Annotated in this window: 23 protein-coding genes and 2 pseudogenes; 20 read left to right on the top strand and 5 right to left on the bottom strand. The window is 35.5% G+C overall.

The genetic code is table 11. From position 1 onward, the window contains the following. Window positions 1–51 precede the first annotated feature (51 nt). The 8 genes and pseudogenes from MKY78_RS19650 to MKY78_RS19615 form a co-directional block, all read left to right on the top strand. Window positions 52–984 carry a cation diffusion facilitator family transporter gene (locus MKY78_RS19650; RefSeq protein WP_339215085.1) on the top strand — a complete coding sequence of 311 codons (933 nt, stop codon included), beginning with the start codon at window positions 52–54 and terminating at the stop codon, window positions 982–984. Window positions 985–1,158: 174 nt separating this feature from the next. After that, window positions 1,159–1,857: an FAD-dependent thymidylate synthase gene (gene thyX / locus MKY78_RS19645; RefSeq protein ID WP_339215084.1), complete on the top strand. Its 699-nt coding sequence runs from the start codon at window positions 1,159–1,161 to the stop codon at window positions 1,855–1,857. Window positions 1,858–1,985: 128 nt separating this feature from the next. Continuing rightward, complete coding sequence (locus tag MKY78_RS19640) at window positions 1,986–2,954, top strand: HD domain-containing protein (RefSeq protein ID WP_339215082.1); 969 nt, start codon at window positions 1,986–1,988, stop codon at window positions 2,952–2,954. A gap of 60 nt (window positions 2,955–3,014) precedes the next feature. Further along, complete coding sequence (locus MKY78_RS19635; RefSeq protein WP_339215080.1) at window positions 3,015–3,473, top strand: helix-hairpin-helix domain-containing protein; 459 nt, start codon at window positions 3,015–3,017, stop codon at window positions 3,471–3,473. A gap of 18 nt (window positions 3,474–3,491) precedes the next feature. Further along, on the top strand, window positions 3,492–3,848 hold the full coding sequence (locus tag MKY78_RS19630) for a VOC family protein (RefSeq protein ID WP_339215078.1): 357 nt from the start codon (window positions 3,492–3,494) through the stop codon (window positions 3,846–3,848). Window positions 3,849–4,131: 283 nt separating this feature from the next. Continuing rightward, window positions 4,132–4,622: pseudogene (locus tag MKY78_RS19625) on the top strand (amino acid racemase); the annotation flags it as partial. Between the two features lie 165 nt (window positions 4,623–4,787). Next, window positions 4,788–5,921 (top strand): IS200/IS605 family element RNA-guided endonuclease TnpB, encoded by a 1,134-nt coding sequence (gene tnpB / locus MKY78_RS19620; RefSeq protein ID WP_339215076.1) that lies wholly within the window; start codon window positions 4,788–4,790, stop codon window positions 5,919–5,921. Window positions 5,922–6,062: 141 nt separating this feature from the next. Then, window positions 6,063–6,284 (top strand): annotated as a pseudogene (locus MKY78_RS19615) (aspartate/glutamate racemase family protein); the annotation flags it as partial. Window positions 6,285–6,346: 62 nt separating this feature from the next. Here MKY78_RS19615 and MKY78_RS19610 read toward each other — a convergent pair. Next, on the bottom strand, window positions 6,347–7,261 hold the full coding sequence (locus tag MKY78_RS19610; RefSeq protein WP_339215074.1) for a class I SAM-dependent methyltransferase: 915 nt from the start codon (window positions 7,259–7,261) through the stop codon (window positions 6,347–6,349). 347 nt (window positions 7,262–7,608) lie between these two features. Here MKY78_RS19610 and MKY78_RS19605 point away from each other — a divergent pair, with 347 nt between their 5' ends. Next, window positions 7,609–8,100 carry a DUF2798 domain-containing protein gene (locus tag MKY78_RS19605; protein WP_339215072.1) on the top strand — a complete coding sequence of 164 codons (492 nt, stop codon included), beginning with the start codon at window positions 7,609–7,611 and terminating at the stop codon, window positions 8,098–8,100. A 208-nt stretch (window positions 8,101–8,308) separates the two neighbouring features. After that, complete coding sequence (locus tag MKY78_RS19600) at window positions 8,309–8,719, top strand: NUDIX hydrolase (RefSeq protein WP_339215071.1); 411 nt, start codon at window positions 8,309–8,311, stop codon at window positions 8,717–8,719. Window positions 8,720–8,897: 178 nt separating this feature from the next. Here MKY78_RS19600 and MKY78_RS19595 read toward each other — a convergent pair whose 3' ends face one another. Next, window positions 8,898–9,428, bottom strand: a complete 531-nt coding sequence (locus MKY78_RS19595) for a GNAT family protein (protein WP_339215069.1) — start codon at window positions 9,426–9,428, stop codon at window positions 8,898–8,900. 494 nt (window positions 9,429–9,922) lie between these two features. Between MKY78_RS19595 and MKY78_RS19590 the strand changes: the two genes are divergently transcribed. From MKY78_RS19590 to MKY78_RS19560, 7 genes are all read left to right on the top strand, one after another. Then, window positions 9,923–10,399 carry a GNAT family N-acetyltransferase gene (locus MKY78_RS19590; RefSeq protein WP_339215067.1) on the top strand — a complete coding sequence of 159 codons (477 nt, stop codon included), beginning with the start codon at window positions 9,923–9,925 and terminating at the stop codon, window positions 10,397–10,399. Window positions 10,400–10,688: 289 nt separating this feature from the next. Then, window positions 10,689–12,047 carry an IS1182 family transposase gene (locus MKY78_RS19585; protein WP_339214434.1) on the top strand — a complete coding sequence of 453 codons (1,359 nt, stop codon included), beginning with the start codon at window positions 10,689–10,691 and terminating at the stop codon, window positions 12,045–12,047. Between the two features lie 131 nt (window positions 12,048–12,178). Next, window positions 12,179–12,865, top strand: coding sequence for a VOC family protein (locus MKY78_RS19580; RefSeq protein ID WP_339215066.1), 687 nt, complete (start codon window positions 12,179–12,181; stop codon window positions 12,863–12,865). Between the two features lie 222 nt (window positions 12,866–13,087). Beyond that, window positions 13,088–13,795, top strand: a complete 708-nt coding sequence (locus tag MKY78_RS19575; RefSeq protein WP_339215064.1) for a response regulator transcription factor — start codon at window positions 13,088–13,090, stop codon at window positions 13,793–13,795. After that, window positions 13,788–14,798, top strand: a complete 1,011-nt coding sequence (locus MKY78_RS19570) for a sensor histidine kinase (RefSeq protein WP_339215062.1) — start codon at window positions 13,788–13,790, stop codon at window positions 14,796–14,798. Before MKY78_RS19575 ends, MKY78_RS19570 begins: the two co-directional genes overlap by 8 nt. 70 nt (window positions 14,799–14,868) lie before the next feature. Further along, window positions 14,869–15,636 carry an ABC transporter ATP-binding protein gene (locus MKY78_RS19565; protein WP_339215060.1) on the top strand — a complete coding sequence of 256 codons (768 nt, stop codon included), beginning with the start codon at window positions 14,869–14,871 and terminating at the stop codon, window positions 15,634–15,636. Next, window positions 15,623–17,536 carry an ABC transporter permease gene (locus MKY78_RS19560; RefSeq protein ID WP_339215059.1) on the top strand — a complete coding sequence of 638 codons (1,914 nt, stop codon included), beginning with the start codon at window positions 15,623–15,625 and terminating at the stop codon, window positions 17,534–17,536. Before MKY78_RS19565 ends, MKY78_RS19560 begins: the two co-directional genes overlap by 14 nt. Before the next feature lie 100 nt (window positions 17,537–17,636). Here MKY78_RS19560 and MKY78_RS19555 read toward each other — a convergent pair whose 3' ends face one another. From MKY78_RS19555 to MKY78_RS19545, 3 genes are all read right to left on the bottom strand, one after another. Then, the gene (locus MKY78_RS19555) at window positions 17,637–19,190 is read right to left on the bottom strand and encodes an IS66 family transposase (protein ID WP_339213305.1); all 1,554 of its coding nucleotides are present in this window, start codon (window positions 19,188–19,190) and stop codon (window positions 17,637–17,639) included. 67 nt (window positions 19,191–19,257) lie between these two features. After that, a complete protein-coding gene (tnpB, locus tag MKY78_RS19550) occupies window positions 19,258–19,611 on the bottom strand; it encodes an IS66 family insertion sequence element accessory protein TnpB (protein ID WP_251517995.1) in 354 nt (117 codons plus the stop codon). Beyond that, on the bottom strand, window positions 19,608–19,802 hold the full coding sequence (locus MKY78_RS19545) for a hypothetical protein (protein ID WP_339213309.1): 195 nt from the start codon (window positions 19,800–19,802) through the stop codon (window positions 19,608–19,610). Before MKY78_RS19545 ends, tnpB (MKY78_RS19550) begins: the two co-directional genes overlap by 4 nt. Here MKY78_RS19545 and MKY78_RS19540 point away from each other — a divergent pair. The 3 genes from MKY78_RS19540 to MKY78_RS19530 all read left to right on the top strand — a co-directional run bounded on the left by MKY78_RS19540 (window position 19,794) and on the right by MKY78_RS19530 (window position 20,687). Next, window positions 19,794–19,934, top strand: a complete 141-nt coding sequence (locus tag MKY78_RS19540; RefSeq protein ID WP_339215057.1) for a hypothetical protein — start codon at window positions 19,794–19,796, stop codon at window positions 19,932–19,934. The two genes, MKY78_RS19545 and MKY78_RS19540, sit on opposite strands and share 9 nt — an antisense overlap. Window positions 19,935–20,169: 235 nt before the next feature. Next, entirely contained in the window at window positions 20,170–20,307 is a 138-nt protein-coding gene (locus MKY78_RS19535; RefSeq protein WP_339215055.1) for a hypothetical protein, read from the top strand. 119 nt (window positions 20,308–20,426) lie between these two features. Next, a complete protein-coding gene (locus MKY78_RS19530) occupies window positions 20,427–20,687 on the top strand; it encodes a hypothetical protein (protein ID WP_339215053.1) in 261 nt (86 codons plus the stop codon). Window positions 20,688–20,870: the final 183 nt, after the last annotated feature.

Below are 20,870 nucleotides of genomic sequence, written 5' to 3'. Positions count from 1 at the left end.
CATCGTTATATGAATAAATGCTCATATTTCAATATTGGAAGGTGGGATATAATGGGACACGATCATAACCATACACACACTACAAATAAAAAAATGTTAATGTTAAGCTTTATTATTATTACGACATATATGGTGGTAGAAGCAGTTGGGGGAATCTTCACTAATAGTCTTGCACTTCTTTCTGATGCTGGGCATATGTTGAGTGATGCCATTTCTCTTGGTGTAGGACTACTAGCCTTTAGATTAGGGGAGAAAGCAGCAAATTATAATAAAACATACGGTTATAAAAGGTTTGAAATATTAGCAGCAGTATTTAATGGGGTTACCCTCATAGTAATATCTCTCTATATATTTTATGAAGCATATCATCGATTCTCAGAACCACCTGAGGTTGCATCTACCGGCATGTTCATTATCGCTTTTATAGGTCTCCTCGTTAATATAATGGTTGCCTGGTTATTAATGCGTAGTGATACGAAAGAAAATTTAAATATGCGTGCCGCTTTTCTACATGTTTTAGGTGATTTACTTGGATCTGTAGGAGCAGTAACAGCCGCATTATGTATGATGTTCTTTGGATGGGGATGGGCGGACCCACTAGCTAGTGTACTAGTTGCGATCCTTGTACTAATTAGTGGTTTTAGAGTGACTAAAGATGCTGTACATGTCCTAATGGAAGGAACTCCAAAGAGCTGCGATATCGAGAGCATTATAAAGACGATTGAGAGTGTAACAGGTGTTCAAAGGATTCATGACTTACATGTATGGAGTATTACAAGTGGGCAGCATGTTCTTTCATGCCACGCGGTTGTAGATGGAAATCTATCTGTTCTCCAAAGCCAAGAGATTATAAGAGCGGTTGAACATGAATTAGAGCATAAAGGAATAAACCACGTCACGGTACAGCTAGAGAACGAGGAACATCCACATGTAGATTCGCCATTATGTCAACAGAATCACTTACCTTTAACGCACGAACATTAGGATATAGGAAAAAGAGACCCCATTGGAATTTTCAATCGGGGTTATTTTTTTAGGTGATTATAATCTATAATACAGATGTTAAAGGAATAGCTTTCCAAAATTAAAATGTGATTAGTTTTAAATAGCATATAATTTTGGTAAAATTTAGATAGCAAAATGGAGAGGCGGGATGCTATGACAAAAATAGATATATTAAATGGTGGGTATGTCATTTTACAGGACCATATGGGTTCGGACTTATCTGTTATTAATTCAGCTCGAGTGTCATACAACAAGAAAAAAGAAATGCTAGATGAAAAAGATGAAAGACTGATAGATTTTCTAGCACGGGAGGGACATACCAGTCCATTTAGGCACACTTCGCTACAATTTGAGGTATATGTTCCACTGTATGTTGCAAGGCAACATTGGAAGCATATCATCGGCTCAGGCTTCCAAGATCCTTTTGTTGCTTGGAACGAATCATCACGCCGATATATTACAGAAGAACCAACATTTTATATTCCACATGATGATGAATGGAGAACAAAGCCTGCCAATTCTAAACAAGGATCAGGTGAAGCATTACAACCATCCGTAGGTAGTGCTTTTACGAAGAAATTAGAAGAACATGTTGCAGAAGGTGAGCGTCTATACGAAGAGGCAATGGAAGCTGGAATTGCACCGGAACAAGCTCGACTATTCCTTGCAGCCTATTCGATGTTTGTGAGATATTATTGGACAGGCTCATTACAGGGTGTTGCTCATTTCTTGAAATTGAGACTACCAGAGGATGCACAGTATGAAATTAGAATACTTGCTAATGCAGTTAAAGAATTAACTTACCAAAAATTCCCTATATCACTGGATGCACTTCTGAAACATTCAGATTGATAAATCATCCATCAATTAGCATATTATTAGTCCATTCATATAAGGAATATTATCGTTTTTTTGTTTCTCTACCGAATGGTTGCACAATCGAACTAAGAAAAGTCAAAAGGGAAGGAATTACATAATTTATGAGTGAAACGAAACTAATCTTAGAAGCACTTTATCCACCAATCAAACCAACTGATCTCGAAATACAATTAATTAAAAGCAAACCGCTCAGAAGGCTGAAGCAATTAGCACATTTCGGTGCCGGAGCACTCGTTTCACCTGTTGTACATAGTCGATTTGAACATTCTATAGGTGTTTGGAAATTAACTTCTTTCTTTTTTCCAGATGATATAGAATTACGCGTGGCCGCCTTGTTACATGATATCGGACATCTACCTTTCTCTCACGCAGTAGAAAAAACGCTTGGATTTAATCACCATGAATTAACAGAACAGTATATAAAAGAAGAGGAAATATCTTCTATGTTGAAGGCCCATAATATTGATCCGAATGTAATCATTAAAATTCTAAATGAACCATCACCTATCACAGGAAAGGATAATATACTTGGAATTGATCATTTGGATAGTTTTTTAAGAGATACATATATGGCTGGTATGGTGGAAATGCTCCCTAAAGATTTATTAGACAGAATGACATGTACTCTTAAAGGAATCGATACGGATTTAGAAACAGGGCACTACCTATTAGAGCTTATCTTGTCAGATCATAAACTGTTTCTATCGCCATACATGGTCGCTGTAGATAGAATATTAGCTGAGTCTATTAAGCTTCACTGGACTGTAGAGCCAATGAATAAGAGTGAATTTGCGCGTTTAACAGATGCAGATGTTGTGTCGATGTTAAAAGCTTCTTCTTCTAGTAAAGCCAAGGACTTAATCAATACGCTACTCTTTGAACCAGATCGCATTACAATTCATGACTCCAATACGGGAAGTGGATATCCAATTAGCATTAGAAAAGTATACAGTAAGGTGCCAATGTATGAAGGAAAACCAATAACACAATATAGTATAGCTGCACAAAAAATACTAGAAGAATTGAATGGATTATCTTTTCATTCTGAAGTAGTGATTGCTTCTAACTAGACTGAAAGATTTGATAAAGATTCTTGATGTATAACGGATAATGAATAAGGAGGAGACCATTTGAGTTCTAATCCTAAATTACCACTAACACTAGAAGAAAGAGTAATGCTTAGGAAAGCTAAAGTGAAATTAACTGAAATACGTACACTTTACACGGAAAGAATAGCTAGTCTATTAAATGCTTCAATTGATAGGGCGAGAATTATTAAAGGTTTAGCTGAATTTCAAACTGTACCATCTATTGGTTATAAATTAGCTGAAAAATTGGTTTATCAATTAAACATCTATTCATTAAACGAAATAAAAGACAAACAAGGTGCACAATTATTTGATGAATTAGAACAACAGTTAGGTGTATGGACAGATGGTTGTGTGGAGGACCAAATTCGATGTGTCGTATACTATGCGAATCATCCAACTAGTAAAAAGCAATGGTTTGATTTTACACATGAAAGAAAAAAGTATCGAGAAAAAAACGGTTACCCAGCAAATAGACCTCAATCTGCCTGGTATGATTAAAAGGAAGGGGGAGGAAAGATGAAGACCAAATTATCACATGTACGAGTTAATGTGAAAGATTTAGCTTTAGCAATAGATTGGTATCAAACAAAATTAGGATTAAAGGTTGCAGCAACATGGCCACCTGAAAAACCTAACTATGCCCATTTTGAGGCTGATAGTGGAGCAACTTTTGCCATCATGGAAGATAAAAATTACCCATCACATGGACGTTTTAATTTTAATGTTACAGATGTAGAGGTATTATGGAATGATGTAAAAGATAAAGTAAATGTAGTAGAAGAACTGTTTTCAACCCCTTATGGGACTAAAAAATTTACTATAAGTGATTTAGATGGTAATGAGTTAGGTTTTGTTCAAGATTCAGATAGTTAGTTCCTATAATAATTTACATTAAGGATTCTACTTATTTTTTCAACCAGTTAAGTAGAATCCTTTTTTATAGAAGGCTTAAGATAGATCTTTACAATTTACCAATAAAAATCATAAATGATGTTAAATGGTGGAGCTCTTGATTTTTTCAATTACAATAACCATATTATGGTATCATAAACTAAATAGCTAAGTATATACAGACTAACAAAGTGGATTCGTTTCATATTAATTTTATCGTAACTATACGCGTCAAATATAGTTACTAACGTAGGGAGAGATCGTAATGAAAACGATTGGACTTATTTATAGGGGGAATGAGCTGGGAATCCTCCTTAGAATATTACCGCATCATAAACGAAGAAGTGAAAAAAATTAGGTGGTTTACATTCAGCGAAATGTCTCTTGTATAGTGTTGATTTTAACGAAATTGAACAGTATCAAGCGGAAGGTGATTGGGAGAAGGCTGGTCAAGCTTTAGGTGAAGTTGCATTATCGTTAGAAAAAGCCGGTGCAGATTTTATAGTAATCTGTACGAATACGATGCACAAAGTTATTGATTCAATAGAAGAAAAGATCGAAATACCTGTTTTACATATCGCTGACGCCACGGCAACCCAAATTTTAAAGGCTAACATAAAAACAATTGGATTACTGGGGACTAAATATACGATGGAACAAGATTTTTATAAGTCTCGACTCGAGTCACAAGGAATCAATGTAGTTGTTCCAAATAAGGAAGAAAGGTTACAGGTGAATAGTATTATTTATCATCAATAGGCGAGAAGACTCCCACCTCAAGGAATGGGAAATGAGTAGGTGGGAGATGAATCGCCATCTCTTGTCCGACTATTCATGTGCTTCCATTCTTCCCTGAAATGACCTATCCACCATGCAACATATGGTATAATAAGGTATCTGATACAGAAAGAGGTGAAAGCAATGCTCGTCAAAAAAGCCTACAAATTCCGTATCTATCCAACAAATGAACAGAAAAGACAGATTGCGAAAACCATCGGCTGTTCTCGTTTTGTCTTCAACCATTTTTTAGAAAAATGGAACGACACTTACAAACAAACAGGAAAAGGACTGACGTATAACGCTTGTTCTGCTCAATTACCTCAATTGAAAAAGGAATTAAGCTGGTTAAAAGAAGTAGACAGCATCGCAGTCCAAACTTCCCTCCGAAACCTCTCTGATGCCTTCTCCAGATTCTTCCAAAAGCAAAATAAAGCCCCGCGATTTAAGTCCAAAAAGCATCCGGTTCAATCCTACACAACGAAGCAGATCAACGGAAATATCTCCATTGTAGACAACAAAATAAAACTGCCGAAACTTGGTTTTGTTCGCTTTGCCAAAAGCCGTGAAGTACATGGTCGTATCATCAATGTTACCATTAGACGTAATCCAAGCGGAAAATATTTCATCTCTATTCTGGTAGAAACAGACGTACAACCATTAGCAAAAACAGAATCCGCTATCGGAATCGACTTAGGCATCACGGACTTTGCGATATTTTCTGATGGACAAAAGGTGGATAATCATCGGTTCACCGCCAACATGGAAAAGAAGTTAAAACGAGAACAACGCAAACTATCCAGACGTGCGCTGCATGCGAAAAACAACGGAATCGACTTACTTGATGCCAAAAACTATCAAAAACAAAAACGCAACGTTGCAAGATTGTATGAAAAAGTGATGAATCAACGTGCCGACTTCCTGAATAAGTTCAGTACAGCCATCATCAAAAACCACGATGTCATCTGTATCGAAGACTTGAACACGAAAGGAATGTTGCGCAATCATAAACTAGCAAAATCTATCGCTGACGTATCATGGTCCAGTTTTGTGACAAAATTACAGTACAAAGCGGATTGGTATGGTAAAACCCTGGTGAAAATAAGTAGAGGCTTTCCATCCAGTCAACGATGTTCTACTTGTGGACATCACACTGGCAAGAAGTCGCTTGGGGTAAGGGAATGGACTTGTCCAGCTTGTCACATGCATCATGATCGAGATGTCAATGCGAGTAAAAATATTCTAGCTGAAGGATTACGAATCGTAGCTTCGGCTTAAACAACCTATAAAACCGTAGGGACTACGGGGATAGCTTGGTAAAGAAGAGAAACCGCTGTTAGTTAAGAAAGATCACTAACAAGTACGCTCTGTTCCCAAGAATCCCCCACTTCAAACATCCTGAAAGGAGGTTAAGTGGGGGTAGTTCAAGAAGAGTTATGTTTAGAAAAAATTAGTAAAACATCAAAGGATTATTACAAGGATGTAATTCATAATTTAGTTAAAAATGGTGCAGAAGGAATAATCTTAGGTTGTACCGAAATTGGATTACTAGTTAAACCTGAAGATTCAGATGTTCCGTTGTTTGATACAACCGTAATTCATGCCACTGAAGCTGTAAACATTGCTATAGACAATAAATGAAGATTACAAATAGAATCTCTCAATGTGTTACTCATTGAGAGACTCTTGAATTATTAGCCAGATTATTTCTTAACAGCGTGGATATAATGTATGGTCTCGAATGCGGACAAATAATCTGTTCTATTTTTGAAATAAACCTCATTTATTTTAGTTGGTGTTACATGTTCATAAATTAGTAAACCTGATTGTTCTAACATTTTCTCCATCTCACTGTACGTGAAACTCGATTTCATTGGTTCTCCGCTTGCAGAAGCCATCTTAACCATGTTTTCAACACGATTCGATTTTCCTTTTACTTTAAAGAGATTTTCATCTGCATAATCAAAAACAATAGAGCTACCTGTTGGGACATTAGCGAATAATTCACCTATCAAACTCGCAATCTCCTCTTTCGTCAAATAATAAGATACACCCAATAGGCTAAAGAAGGTCTTCTTGTTATCAAACCCTACATCAATTAAATCACGGTGAGAAAGCTTATTAGTAAAATCCATAGGAACAAAATGCAGATTGTTTGGTATAGAGAAATTAGCTTCTGCTAGCTTCTTCTTTTTAAATTCTTGTGTAGCAGGATAATCAATTTCAAATATATCTAATTTGTCTTCTAATTCTGGATGTCGAAAGCAGAAAGTGTCTAAACCAGCCCCGAGTATCACATACTGTTTGGCGCCTAAATTAATTTCATTAAGTAATACACTCTCACAATAGGCTGAGCGTGCTATAGGTGTTGGGGAGAGCTGTACTTGGGTAATCCATTTTAAAATCTCATCCGGATTTTCTTTAAATCTTTCCCCGATATCCTTGTTAAAAAATGTTATACCGTTAATCATATTCTGGCTAATAGCTGCAAACTCATCTTCGGAAATTAAATTGCTTACCATAAAATCATCAAAAATGATTGGTGTGTCATTTTTACTGTGATAAGCTCGACCAAATGCTGATACTAAGGAAGTTAAACTGGACTCATTCTGTTTCAAACCGTTTCCTCCTAAAAAAAATAAGATTCCCCTGGCCAGGAGAACCTTATTATATACAAAATTTTAATTAATGTAAATTATAGCATAAATAAAAATTTTTGTCAAATTTTTGGTATGATTTTTATCGCTTTATTACGGTGAATTTAGGCTGTTATTAAAGGTGGATTATAGTTTGATTGAAGGTAGTTCCATTATAGAGACTTGTATATTAAAAAACTTGTCTAAGTTAACTCAAACAAAATTGATCTGCAACCTCTATTATCATAAACGTTCACAAAGTGTTCACTTACGAAAGTGTTTATATTATCACTATAATACAAAGGTATAAAAAAGAGAGGATGATATAATTGCCGACAACTAAGAAAGAAAGTCTACAATTTGGACTAATGATGTGTTTTGGGATGGTTTTACTGATGACGGTTTATAATTATTATTTAAATGGTATGATGGGTAAAATGACAATTATGGAAGGGGTATCCGATTTTCTAATTGGATTTGTCATTGCATTAATTCTAGATATGTTAATAGTAGGACCTAATGCTAAAAAAATTGCTTTAAAAATAACTGCAAATACCAAAAAGAAAATCTATACAGTACTGGCAATTTCAATATGTATGGTAATTGGGATGGCTTTTTTTATGTCGATTTACGGTTTAGTGACAGCTTATATTCATAATGGTTTTACTTCTAGTTCAGTTGTAAAAGATTATGCAGTCATTTTCGGCAGTAACTTGATTATGGCTTTACCTCTACAAATTATTATTATGGGTCCTTTGGTTCGTTTTATATTTAGTAGGTATATTAAAGCGACTAAACATAGTGAGTTACGAGGAGTTTAATGGCTTATTAGCAGTTCGCTGTTAAATTCTATAGAAAAAGGAGGCTTTTTGCTAAACGCAAAAAGTCTTTTTTAGTTGAATATGCGAATTTTCATGAAATTCGTCTAGATTATGAAACTAAAAGATGATAGTTTAGTAAGAGTAAGTGTTTTTTAATAAATAGAATAGATAAGTTAAGTAATAAGATAATAATGTATGGAGGGGCAATATGCAAAGGATTGACGTTGTTTATGCTTTGATTTGTAACAAGGATAAAGAGCAAATAGTTATGGTTAATAATGCTGGTCAAGGTTGGTCGTTACCAGGGGGAGCAGTAGAAAAAGGTGAAACTTTAGAACAGGCAGTTATTCGTGAAGTAGAGGAAGAGACAGGGTTAACTGTTAAGGTAGGAAGTGTAGTAGCAATTAATGAAGCGTTTTTTAAAGAAAAGGATCACCACGTGTTATTTTTTACATTCAAAGCAGATGTAATAGCGGGAGAATGTGAAATTAAGTATACAGATGAAATCCTAGAGATAAAATGGGTTGATTACAACACAGCAAATAAATTAATGCCATACCATCCAAACGGTGTTGAAAGTCTAATTACATCTTCCTCTATTTATACATATCAATCTTAGTAATATAGCGTTTTTCTTTCGTTAAATGGTACTAGTAGATTTTTTATTAACGAACTTAATAAAAGTGATGACAGGGAAGTGTATGAGTAAAAGCCGATCACTGATAAGATGCACTTCAATTGTTGGAAGCCTTAAGTTAATAAAAAGCCTATATTTTTTTATATAGGCTTTGAACTTACTAATCAGTTACTAATTTTGAATACATATTTAGATCAATAAACGTGTCTTTTGATCTTTCCGATTTTCTTAGAGTACCTTCAAATTGAAAATTCAACCTTTCAACAAGCTTAATTGAATTTTTGTTATCAGGTTCAATTTTTGCTTCAACCCTATTGAAATTAAGATTATGAAACGCATAATTTACTAGTGTAAGGACAGCTTCTGAAGCAAATCCGTTACCCCAATATTCTTTACTAATTTCATAACCAATCTCTGCTTTTAAATTTTCAAAGTCTAAGGAGTTGTAACCACAAGAACCTATAATTTGGTTGGACTCTAAATGAAAAATGGAGTAACGAATAGCTTTACTTTCTTCGTATAACATGTCAAGCATTTCAATCATTTCTATCGCTTGACTTTCATCATTGAAACTATTAATGTTCATAAACTTCGCTACATCTGGATCAGACCAGATTTTAAATAGACTAGAAGAATCAGATACGTCCATTTTTTTTAGCTTTAATCTTTCTGTTTGTAGTTCGGTAATCAATATTTTAGCCTCCAATTTGTAATGTTTTGTTATGAGGTTTGGAATATTGATATCTGCGCATAGTTCAGTCCCTTCACAATATAAGTTACTATTATTATAACAAAAAAATGATTACCAATGGCTTAATACTATTCTATTAGTTGGAATAACCGAGGAAATTGTCTTTAGAGGATTTAGATTAAGAAAACTTATGGATTCCTTTAGATTTTGGGTAGCGAATGTTATTACAGCTTTACTCTTTGTATCGATTCATTTTCCTATTTGGGTTTATAAAGATTTGTTCGCATTCCCTAATATTCTAGGTTCTATATTATATGTTACTGTAATGGGGATTATTTATTGGTTTGTGTTTAAAAAGAGTAATTCACTATGGTCTGTTATTATTCTTCATTCTTTGTATAATTTGTTAGTAGCTGTTTTCACTAGGGTATAATTGTTGGTAGTAGATGGACGCAAACATGTTAATCTAAATATGATGAGGAGGAATTCTATTTATGCAATCAATAGATGAAGTTAAGTTGGAGCATTTTTCGAATGAGCATATGAAGGAATTGGATTCTTTTGAACTTCCTGAAGAACAAGCACAATTTACAGCACTACCATCTAAATATAAGGAAATGACGGAAGGGCAGCATCGCGTTGTCTTTCTAAGAGGAAATAAGCCAGTTGGTTTCTTTCTTTTACACTCCACAGATCGGGTAAAGGAGTATTCAAATAATCCCAATGCTATGTTATTAACGACACTGTCTGTTAATTATGCTGAGCAAGGGAAAGGATATGCTAAACAAGCAATGCTCCTTCTACGTGATTTTGTTAAAAGTGAATTTCCTAGCTGCGATGAAATTGTATTAGCGGTTAATCATAAAAATTTTCCCGCTCAGAAATTATACGCAAAAGTAGGATTTAAGGATACGGGTAGGAGAAAAATTGGTCCGATTGGTGAACAGTTTATTTTAAGTTTAGGTTTGTAAAAATGTTGCTATGCAAACATAAGGAAAATGGTAAAGTAACGAAACGCCTATGTTCATTTAATTCTATCCGTTAGAGTTATACTTATAAACCTACTATTTTGCTATAACTTTTACTTATATGTTCCAATATAAAAATAGTATTTTAAAAATTCATCTATATGAATGAATTTCATAATTCTTAGTCCATGTCTCCCAACGGTTTTGAGAGTTGAAAAAAGAAGCACCTCCCCAAATCTTGTATAATGGTAGTTGACTATACAACCATAAAAAGACTGAAGGAGTGCTTCTTATGACCATTATACGACAACCAAGTTTATTTGGCATCCAGGAATTATATGACATGGAGCCTACCCAAAAATATGATGCCATTATTGCAGCGATAGACTTGGATAAAATCTATCATGTAGTAACGAAAAAATCACGACTTGGCGCACCGGAAGAACTAAACTATGCCGCCATGATTATCTCTATTTTCGTTAGATATATTGAGCGTATTCCGATGGTAAAGGATCTTATTCAACGCCTCAAGGATGATATTACCTTTAAACTAAATTGCGGGTTCCTAGTTTCAGATAGGGTACCTTCTGAATCCTCTTATTCTCGACTCCTAACGAAATTAGTGGAGTCCAATATTTTGGAGGATGTATTTGAAAAAGTTGTCCTCCAAGCAATTGAAGAAGGTTTTATTACAGATGATACAGTCGCTATTGATGCCACTCATTTTGAAGCTCGTGATCAAGCACCATCAAAAGAAGAAAAGTCAAAACCAGAGCCGAAAAAACGTGGTCGCAAATCCAAAGAAGAGCGTGACCAATGGCTAAAAGAACAAGCTGAAAAGGAAGCTAGTCTGCCTCTTTATGAAAAGAAAATTGAAGCTCAATTAGACGCACCTTTAGATGAATTACGCTCTGAAATGCCTGTAGACCCGAAGTGGGGTGTGAAAAAGAATTCAGAAGGTAAGAATGTTTTTTGGTTTGGCTATAAAGGTAATTTAGCCGTTGGTACGTCGAGTCAGTATATTCTTCAGACTGCTTTTTCTTCCGGAAACTTACATGATAGTAAAGCAGCGATTCCTTTACTGAAAGGAATCCATGAAAATTTATCTCTTTCTTCCTTGTGTTATCAAACCATGGACGCTGGCTATGATTATGAACCCATCTACGAACAGGTACACCGCATGGGACAACGCTCAATCATCGCATACAACAAGCGAAATGAAAGAGAACCAATCGGTTTTGATAAACATTTTGCCCCTACTTGTTTCAGAGAGCATTCTTATCGTTACGACAGTTTTGATGCCAAATATGAAACCTTAAAATATACAAGACCAAAAGAATGTAGTGACTGTCCATTGGCTAACGAAGGCATCTGTCAAAAGGTTTTTAAAATGAAAATAACGACAGATCTTAGAAAATATTCGGCACCAGCTCGTGGATCGATGGCATGGAAAAATATTTTTAAACGTCGCACTGCGGTCGAAAGAGTTAATGCTTATCTTAAAGAATTCTTTCAACTAAACAATGTTCGATATCGTACTGGAAAGCGTGCAAAAGGTCATTTTGACATAGTTACGCTTGTTTATAACGCTTCAAAGTTAGCGGCAGATCGTATGAATGCACAATTAATTCAGCAGCAACAAGCCGCGTGATTATTGTTTTTTAAAAGTATATTTTAGAAATTCTGTAGGTCTGTGAATTTTTAAAAAGAGCAATTATGAAATTGATTCATATAAACTATACTAATTCCCAAAGAGTTACGAGAAAAGAGGTGTATTATATAGTGGAAATCAAATCATTGACACTCCAAACACGTCATATAAAAGAAATGAGAGCCTTCTATGTCGATATGTTCGGGTTTCCTTTAGTTAGGGAGGATGAGTATAGTTTTTGTATTAGAGTTGGTACAAGCCAACTGGAGTTTACTTCTGAAAGTGTAAAAGGCAATCCATATTATCATTTTGCTTTTAACATTCTAGCTAATAAGTTTGTTGAATCGAAATCATGGGTTAAAGAAAGAGTAGAATTGAATACTAGGGACGAAGAAGACGAAGCATTTTTTTCTAACCTACCAGCTCATGCTTTATATTTTTATGATCCTGCAGGTAACATTGTGGAGTTCATTTCAAGACATTCCATATCCAAAAAGGGTGAGGAGCCTTTTTCCATTGAAGAAGGAATAGTAAATATTAGTGAAATTGGACTTACCATGGAGGATGCTATAAGTGCTGGGGAAAAACTAATGACTATTGGTATTCATGAACGAGATAATGCTCCTTTATCAACAACATCCCTTAACTTTATGGGAGATAGATCAAAGGGAATATTTATAATACTAAATCAGCCTGGTAGGGAATGGATATTTTCTGATAAATTATCCGCTACATACCCCTTGGAAATAGTAACCGCAACTAATAGTAAAATAGTTGTAACCTCTGAGCATGTTTTAGAGGTTTATAAGGGACAATAGGAGAATCATAATACTACCAGCTCATTGAAAAAGCTAAGGAAATGAAACTAAGGATCATCGATTGATGGTCTTTTTTTCATGAAGAAAGGGTTTTGCATCGCTGTAACCAAATGATATAGTTGTAACTGTAAGTTTTGAAGTAGTTAGAAAGAAAGAGAGATAGCTAGTTAGCTAGTAGAATACCCTTCGTATTAATCTAGTCGCTAAGGGAGAGGGAAAATTGTGTACAAAGTGTTCATAGTAGAAGATGATTATGAATTACGATCATTGATGAAAGAATCACTTGAGGAACATAACTATGAAGTGATGATACAAACGGATTTTAAAAACGTAACCAAAGATTTTTTAGAGTATAAACCCGACCTTGTTCTTTTAGATATTCATTTACCATATTTTGATGGATATTTTTTATGTCACAGTTTGCGTAAACATTCTAATGTACCTATCATTATGATTTCGGCCAAAAGTGATGATGAGGATCAAATCATGGCTATAGAATTTGGAGCAGATGACTACATTACAAAGCCTTTCACGTTTGACAAATTAATATCCAAAGTAAAAGCTACCATCCGTAGAGTGTATGGTGAGTATGCACATTCCGATACTAGTATTTGTTGTGTGGAAGGTTTATGTATTGATAGTCAGAAACTTACGATGAGCCATAAAGGTATTCATGAAGAGTTAAGTAAAAATGAATATAAACTCCTAAAAAAATTGATGGATTATCATGGGAAATTTTTGACGAGAGAGGAATTAATTGAAGAAGTCTGGGATGATATTACCTTTGTTGATGATAATACATTAACGGTTAATATGTCGAGAATCAAGCAGAAGTTAGTGGCAGTTGGATTACCAGATACGATGATTAAAAGTAAACGCGGGGTAGGTTATATGCTTGAGTACCCAATAATAGGTGATAGTGATGAGTAAATCTATTCTGCGAGATTATGTCAAAGATCGAATATTACTGCTCATTTCTTATTTGTTAAGTATCGTAACGATCATTTTATTTCATTATTTAAGTGATCCGATGGAGAAGGAATTCTTTTATCCATTCGGTATTGGGGTCTTTTTTCTAGTTGTATTTATGTGCTTGGATGGAGCGAAGTATTATCAGTTCCATAAACGTATTAGGCTCTTATTGGAGGATGAATATGCAGAAATTCATCCAATGACAATGGAACAAACACGTGTGAAGCAACTAATTGATAAAAACAATCGTCAAGCAAAGGCAATACATAGCACATTAGTGGAACAGCATAAGGAAGATATGGCGTTCTTATCGCATTGGATTCATCATTTGAAAACACCTGTTTCTGTGATGGAACTCATCATGGAGCGTCATACTGATGAACGAGGGAAAGAAGAGGAGTATATCACGAGATTAAAGCAAGAAAATAATAGATTGCAAATGAGGATAGAGCAAGGTCTCACGATGATTCGAATGCAACGTTTTGAAAATGACCTAGAGGTTCGTGCGGTTGATCTTGTTGCCTCGTTTCGGGAGGCCATTAATGAACGGAAAAGTGAATTCATCTACCATCACGTCTATCCTGTTATGGAGTGTTCCTCTGATTCGTTATACGTCCTAACAGATAAAAAGTGGAATAAAATATTGATCGATCAATTTCTATCCAATGCGATTAAATATTCTGGTGGGAAAGGAAAACAAATCAAGATTTCGATGGAGATAGTCGAAGACAAGTGTTTGGTTTCGATAATCGATCAAGGCATCGGCATCCCTTCTTACGACATAGACCGGATTTTTGAACCATTTTTCACAGGAGAAAACGGCCGAACGGAACGAAATGCATCGGGTATTGGACTTTATTTAGCTAGAAGAATTAGCGAGAAATTAGGACATAGCCTAACGATTCAATCAGAGGTCGAGAAAGGGACAACTGTCACAATTCAGTACCTTACAAAAATGTAAGGTATTTTTAGTGTAACCGATGGCTGTATTATTGGTCGTTTATTACAGTATACAGAGAGGAGGCGATGAAATGGAAATTGTACGTACGGAACGATTAATGAAAATTTATGGAGATCATCAACAAGAAGGAGCAACAACAGCACTGGATGGAATTAATCTATCAATCCAAAAGGGTGAGTTTGTTGCGATTATGGGGCCATCTGGAAGTGGGAAGACCACTTTGTTGAATATTTTAAGCGGGATAGATAAGCCCTCTGCAGGTTCTGTTCGTATTGCAGGAGATGAATTAAGCACCATGGAGAAGGAGCAGCTTGCTTTATTTAGAAGGAAGACGCTAGGATTTGTGTTTCAGGAATTTAATTTACTGGATAGCTTAACCATAAAAGAAAATATCTATTTACCAATGGTATTAGAAAAGAAATCTGCTAGCCAGATGGAACAAAAAGCAGACGAATTAATGGAGTTATTCGGTATCCGCCATTTACAAAACAAATATCCATATCATGTATCTGGTGGACAACAACAGCGTGCAGCCGTTACACGGGCTTTGGTGAATGAACCAGATATTATATTAGCCGATGAACCGACAGGAAACCTAGATTCAAAATCATCTACTGCCATTTTGGAATGCTTTGAAGAAATCATTACTACATTGCAAACAACGATATTAATTGTCACACATGATGTGTTTGCAGCTAGTTATTGCCAAAAAGTCATTTTTATTAAAGATGGGCGTATTCATTCCCAGATAAATAAAAAGGGGAGCAGGAAACAGTTTTTGGATCAAATTATGGACAACCTTGCAGTTTTAGGAGGAAAAAGCCATGACGTTCAATGAACTCGTTTGGAAAATGGCGAAGGTTAACTACAGAAAATATCTCTTCTATTTTCTGTGCAATAGCTTTGTAGTAATGGTTTTCTTTATGTTTTCTACGGTGTACTTTAATGAAGGCATTCGGAATGCGAATGAAATGGATGGAGAATCTCTATCTACTATCTTAATGATTCCATCAGTTGCATTAATGGTCTTTACGGTGTTTTTTATCCATTATGCCCATTCGGTTTTTATTAAGCGGAGGAAAAAGGAATTTGGACTCTTTATGATGGTAGGGATGTCGGATAAGGATATTAGTAAAGTCCTCTTACTGGAGAATAGCGCCATTGCTCTATTATCACTAGCAGTAGGGCTGTTATCAGGTAGTATCTTTTCCCGTTTGTTCTTTCTGCTATTGATGCATGTTTTAGAAATGGAATCAATTGCTTTTGAACTACATATAACAATGTTTGCTACAACGGTAGGGGTCTTTTTAATTGTTTTTTCAATTGGTGTAGCTAAATCTATCTTAGATATTAGAAGAAAAGAAGTTTTAACAATCTTTAAAGAGGATCGTGTAACAGAGAAGAATAAAGTTCGTAGCCCTTTGCTTGGTGGTGTCGGGCTACTATTAGTGATTGGTTCTATCATTTTTCAATATTATTTTTTCTCAAATTCTGATTACGATATAAATGATGGTTTAGTACTTCTTGTTGGATTAATTAGTTTACTTAGCGGTCTGTTTTTCACTATATCCCATTTTGGGAGTTTTTTGATACAGCTCGCGAGATCGAGAAAATCCGTTTATTATAATCGGATGTTATTTTTAGCAAATGTGGAATATAAGTTCAAGCAGGTAAAAGGGATTTCATTACTATTGATTACGATGACCATGGTTACGATTTTTTACACCTCTATGTTACTACATTTCTACGCTTCTGCAGAGCAATTGGCTGAGGAACAACGTATTTATGATGTATCTTTTGCAGAGACAGCTATGAAGAACGCCATCTCGGATGATGAATTAAACCAACTATTTAATACAGATAATCATGAGATTAAGGAGCATGTAACTTTAGATGTGCTAGACTACTTTGAACAAAGTTCTCTAGGAGATTATTTCAATCGGTATAGTTTTCTATCTGCTGAACAGTTTAATCAAATGTATTCGAAGCAGGTGGAAGTATCTCCAGGAGAAATGATTCGATTAGATAACATAAACCCCGAGTATCATGACCCATATGTAGACCATGAGAAGGGGGAAGGAAAAAATACGATTGCTCTAAAAGAAATCAAGTTAACGGAAAAGCAATCCATTATAGAGCCAGTGTTTGATCAACTTAACTTATATGAGGTTAAATTTATCATTGTGCATCCCGATGATTTTGCTCGGATTGCTCAAGAACTTGAAGTGTACAAATCAACGATTCATGCATTAAACCTATCTAACTGGGAAAAATCTGGTGATGCATATGTGACATGGAAGGAACAATTAAAGAAACAAAATGGAATAGAAGGACAAGATCCATTACTATCTCGGTTAGATTACAGCACGGAGGAAGTGTTATTGGAGCCACAAGCTAAAATAGAGGTCTATAATTCCAATAGAAAAGCTGGGGGCATTCTATTTTTTATGTCTAGCTTTCTTGGTGCCCTATTTTTCGTTTCTTCGTTTATGGTGTTATATTTGAATATCTTTTCATCCATAGATCAAGAGCGAATGACATTCCATAAGTTATATAAAATTGGTATGACGAAAAAAGAAATACGAAAGGTTTTAGCAAAAGAGTTGCGTTTGCTATTCTTTTTAGCACCGTTGTTAGGCTTGGGTATTGCCTTTAGTTATGTTGCTATTTTTGCGAAAGATGCAGGGGGAATCGTTGATAACCCATTATTTACGGTGAATTTTATGATTGTTGCGTAAGCCCGAACTAAGAAATTTTATAATAGAAGCAACTAAAATTAAAAACAGAAACGCCAAATAACCGTGAATCTGAGATGTTTTAAACAGATTTACGGTTATTTTATTTTTTTGCACATGTTGCTTGAATCGCCTTCGCCCAAGGCATGTACTTATTTAAAGTTTCTGGCGTTCGATGGATATCCAGATTTGGTAGTTCTGTTAGTAATTTCACCAAATATTGATAGAAATCCACACCGTTAGCTTTCGCTGTTTCTGCCATACTCAAACAAATCGCATTGGCCTCGGCACCAGCTTCGCTGACGGAAAACATCCAATTTTTTCGACCGATCACACTAGGGCGTATCGCATTTTCTGCTGGATTATTATCCATTTCAATGCGACCATCATAGAGAAAGGCACGAAGCCCATCTGTCAATTTCAGTGTATATTCGGCTGCTTTTCCAAGTGCGTTATTGCCGTAAAAAGGGGATTCCTCAATCCATTTCAGGAATTCTTCTACGATTGGTTTCGAAAGCTTTTGACGTCTTTTTCTTCGCTTACTCGGGGATAATTTTTTAAAATCCCTTTCTAGGCGATAAAGCTCGTCGCAAAATTTCACTCCAATCTGCCCGTTTTTACTGTTCACTTTCAACCAATATCGGCGAACGTGTGCCCAACAATTTGCGAAGGTTACGCCTGGGAGTTTATCGTATGCAGAATAGCCGTCACAGATAATGGTCCCTGTAAAGTTCTCTACAAATCCTTGGAGAACGGATCTCGCACGTGACAACGCACTTTGAAAGAGAATGATAACGGGGCCTTGGCTAGGAGCGCTACGGTACACCCAATTATAGGCATTGGAATTTCCTGGTTTCCCGTCGGAACGATGAATAATTTTTCCGTAGGTTTCATCCACGTGTAAAATAGATTTGTTCATCATCATTTCCTTCATCCGTTGGTACACGGGAAGTAACCAATCCTGAGCTGTTCGTATAACCCAGTTAGACAAATTCTTATCGTTCGTATGTAGGCCACAACGCTCCCATTCTTTTACCTGACGGTAAAGCGGAAGATACTGGATAAATTTATCATAGATTACTTTCGCTAGAATGCTAGGACTTGTCAGACTACGTTGAATAGGAGCCTGTGGTGCTTGGCCTCTTTTTATTTGTGCGTTCTGAAAGGAATGTCCCTTACAATTCTTGCATTCATAAGCATGTTCTACATGCTGTATTTTCTTCATCGTTGCTGGAATAAACATCGCTTCTTCTCGGACAACGGTGCTGCCCATTTCTGTCATTGCTTGCTGGCAACAATCGCATGTCGTATCTTCTGGGTGATGATGAATGACTTCTGTTTCGAGGTCATCTGCCAGAAAATCATTGCGTTTTCTATTTTTTGCTTTACGTTCAACAGTATATGCAATCTTCTGTTCGCTTTGTTCTTCTGTGTGCTCAGAATAGTTAAAAGAATCGTCATCATCCTCATCATCGAATAACGACGTTTGCCCATCGGGTAGATTGTATTTCGATTGCTCCGTTTTCGAACCATATAGTAGCTTCGTTAAGTGGCGAACTTGCTCGGTCAAAGCTTCGATCTGTCGATTCGATTGTTTTAATTGTTCCTCTAAAAGTTTAATTAATTTATCGTTCTGATCAGGAGAAGATTGAACCATGCAATTTCACCACCTTTCGTTCTGTTAAGATAGCTATAGTATACGCTATCGAACGAAAAATGAATAGTTAAAAAACACCTTTTGGAGATTTTTGTATTGCTTTTGGTTGTTGAATAGCTAACCCTTCCAAGAGCCAACGAAGTTCTTGTTGCGATAAATTGCGAACTTCATTTTCGTTTTTAGGCCACTGAAGTTTACCATTATCTAAACGTTTATAAAGCATGGCGAATCCATCCCCATCAAAATATAAACATTTATAACGGTCTTTGCTCCAACCGGAAAATAAGAAGATGGAATCGCCATAGGGATCTAGCTCGAAGTTATCTTGAACTAGTGTAGCTAGTCCGTCAATTCCCTTTCTCATATCCGTCTTTCCACAAACAATATAAATGTTCTTGACGTCTGTATAATCTTGCCTCATTCATTTCTCAACTCCCTTATGACGGTTTGAATGATATGCTCATCCACACCGTTAAAGAAGGAAAGTTCAAAGCCGCCTGATTTCATCATAAAAACAGGAGTTGCCGAGGAAACTGGCGGGGTCGCTAACATAGGTTCTTCTTTTTCAGGATGGAGTGTTACGGGCACGATGATTAGTTCTTCATGTGGCATAGAAAAGCACCTCCTTCAATTGATATTTCTATCTTAGCAAGAGGTGCTTCATTTTTGTATGCGTTGTTTGATTACGGGTTTACATTGTTGCGGTTTTTTATTTTGTATTACAGATTGCCTATTATCTTCTAGCGAAGCATCGTTTTATGAAGGAAATTATGGGAGATCAAAAGTCATGACAAAAGGGGGAAGTCTTCTATTATGGAAAGACTTCCTTCTTTTATTCTACTTCTTATCGTAACCAAGCTCATTCCCTCGAGAAGAAATGTTGTAGAATAAGTATGTAACTTTTATAGATGTAAATCGTATAAGTAGTAAGCACTATATGTAATGAAATGATGCCGATGTTGTAACGGGGGGAATAGGGTTGGAATTAATAATAGGAATTGCTATTGTACTAATTATATTTTTTTCTTCCAGTATCATGGAAAAAAGGCTAAAAACCATTGAAAAACAAAATAATCGTGTTATAGAATTATTGGAAGAAATTAGAGATACTAGATAAGTTTGGTGTTGTTTCATGTATATGCAGTAAATAACTTTGCGAGATTAGTTTGCAATTTAATCCAATTCTCAATAAAACGAAAAGGAATGTTAATTACTAGACTTCTAGGAGGATATGATATGAATAATGAAGGAAAGAAAAAGTATTTTTATTTAATAATCGGCTATTTAGGTTTATTACTTACCGTGTTAGCTATAGTAAGATACATCACGATTATTCAAGATACGCTTGGACAGGCTTTGGCCGTGATGGGTTCTATATTACTTATTAGCTTTTTACGTTTTGCTGAAAATAAGATAGGTGTTACAACGAAAGAAAAAGCTATTTTTAGTATTGCCTTTGTAGCTATATTGATCGTAGTCCTTATTATACTAATTTAGTTGTTTCTTGCTTTTTTATTTGCTCAAACGTTCTTTCAGTAGCAGAATGGATGAAAAAATAGCATAGAATTTTGTATAAATGGTTCTAAAAGTGGGAGCATAAAAGGGATTAAAATAGTTTGTAACAAGAAAGATTATTCTTTTGGGCAATAGATTTACCCTTGATACATAGCCCTTTTTATG

Source organism: Ornithinibacillus sp. FSL M8-0202 (assembly GCF_037975285.1).
Taxonomy (GTDB): domain Bacteria; phylum Bacillota; class Bacilli; order Bacillales; family Amphibacillaceae; genus Ornithinibacillus; species Ornithinibacillus massiliensis.
This window is presented reverse-complemented; position numbering and strand designations above follow the sequence as displayed.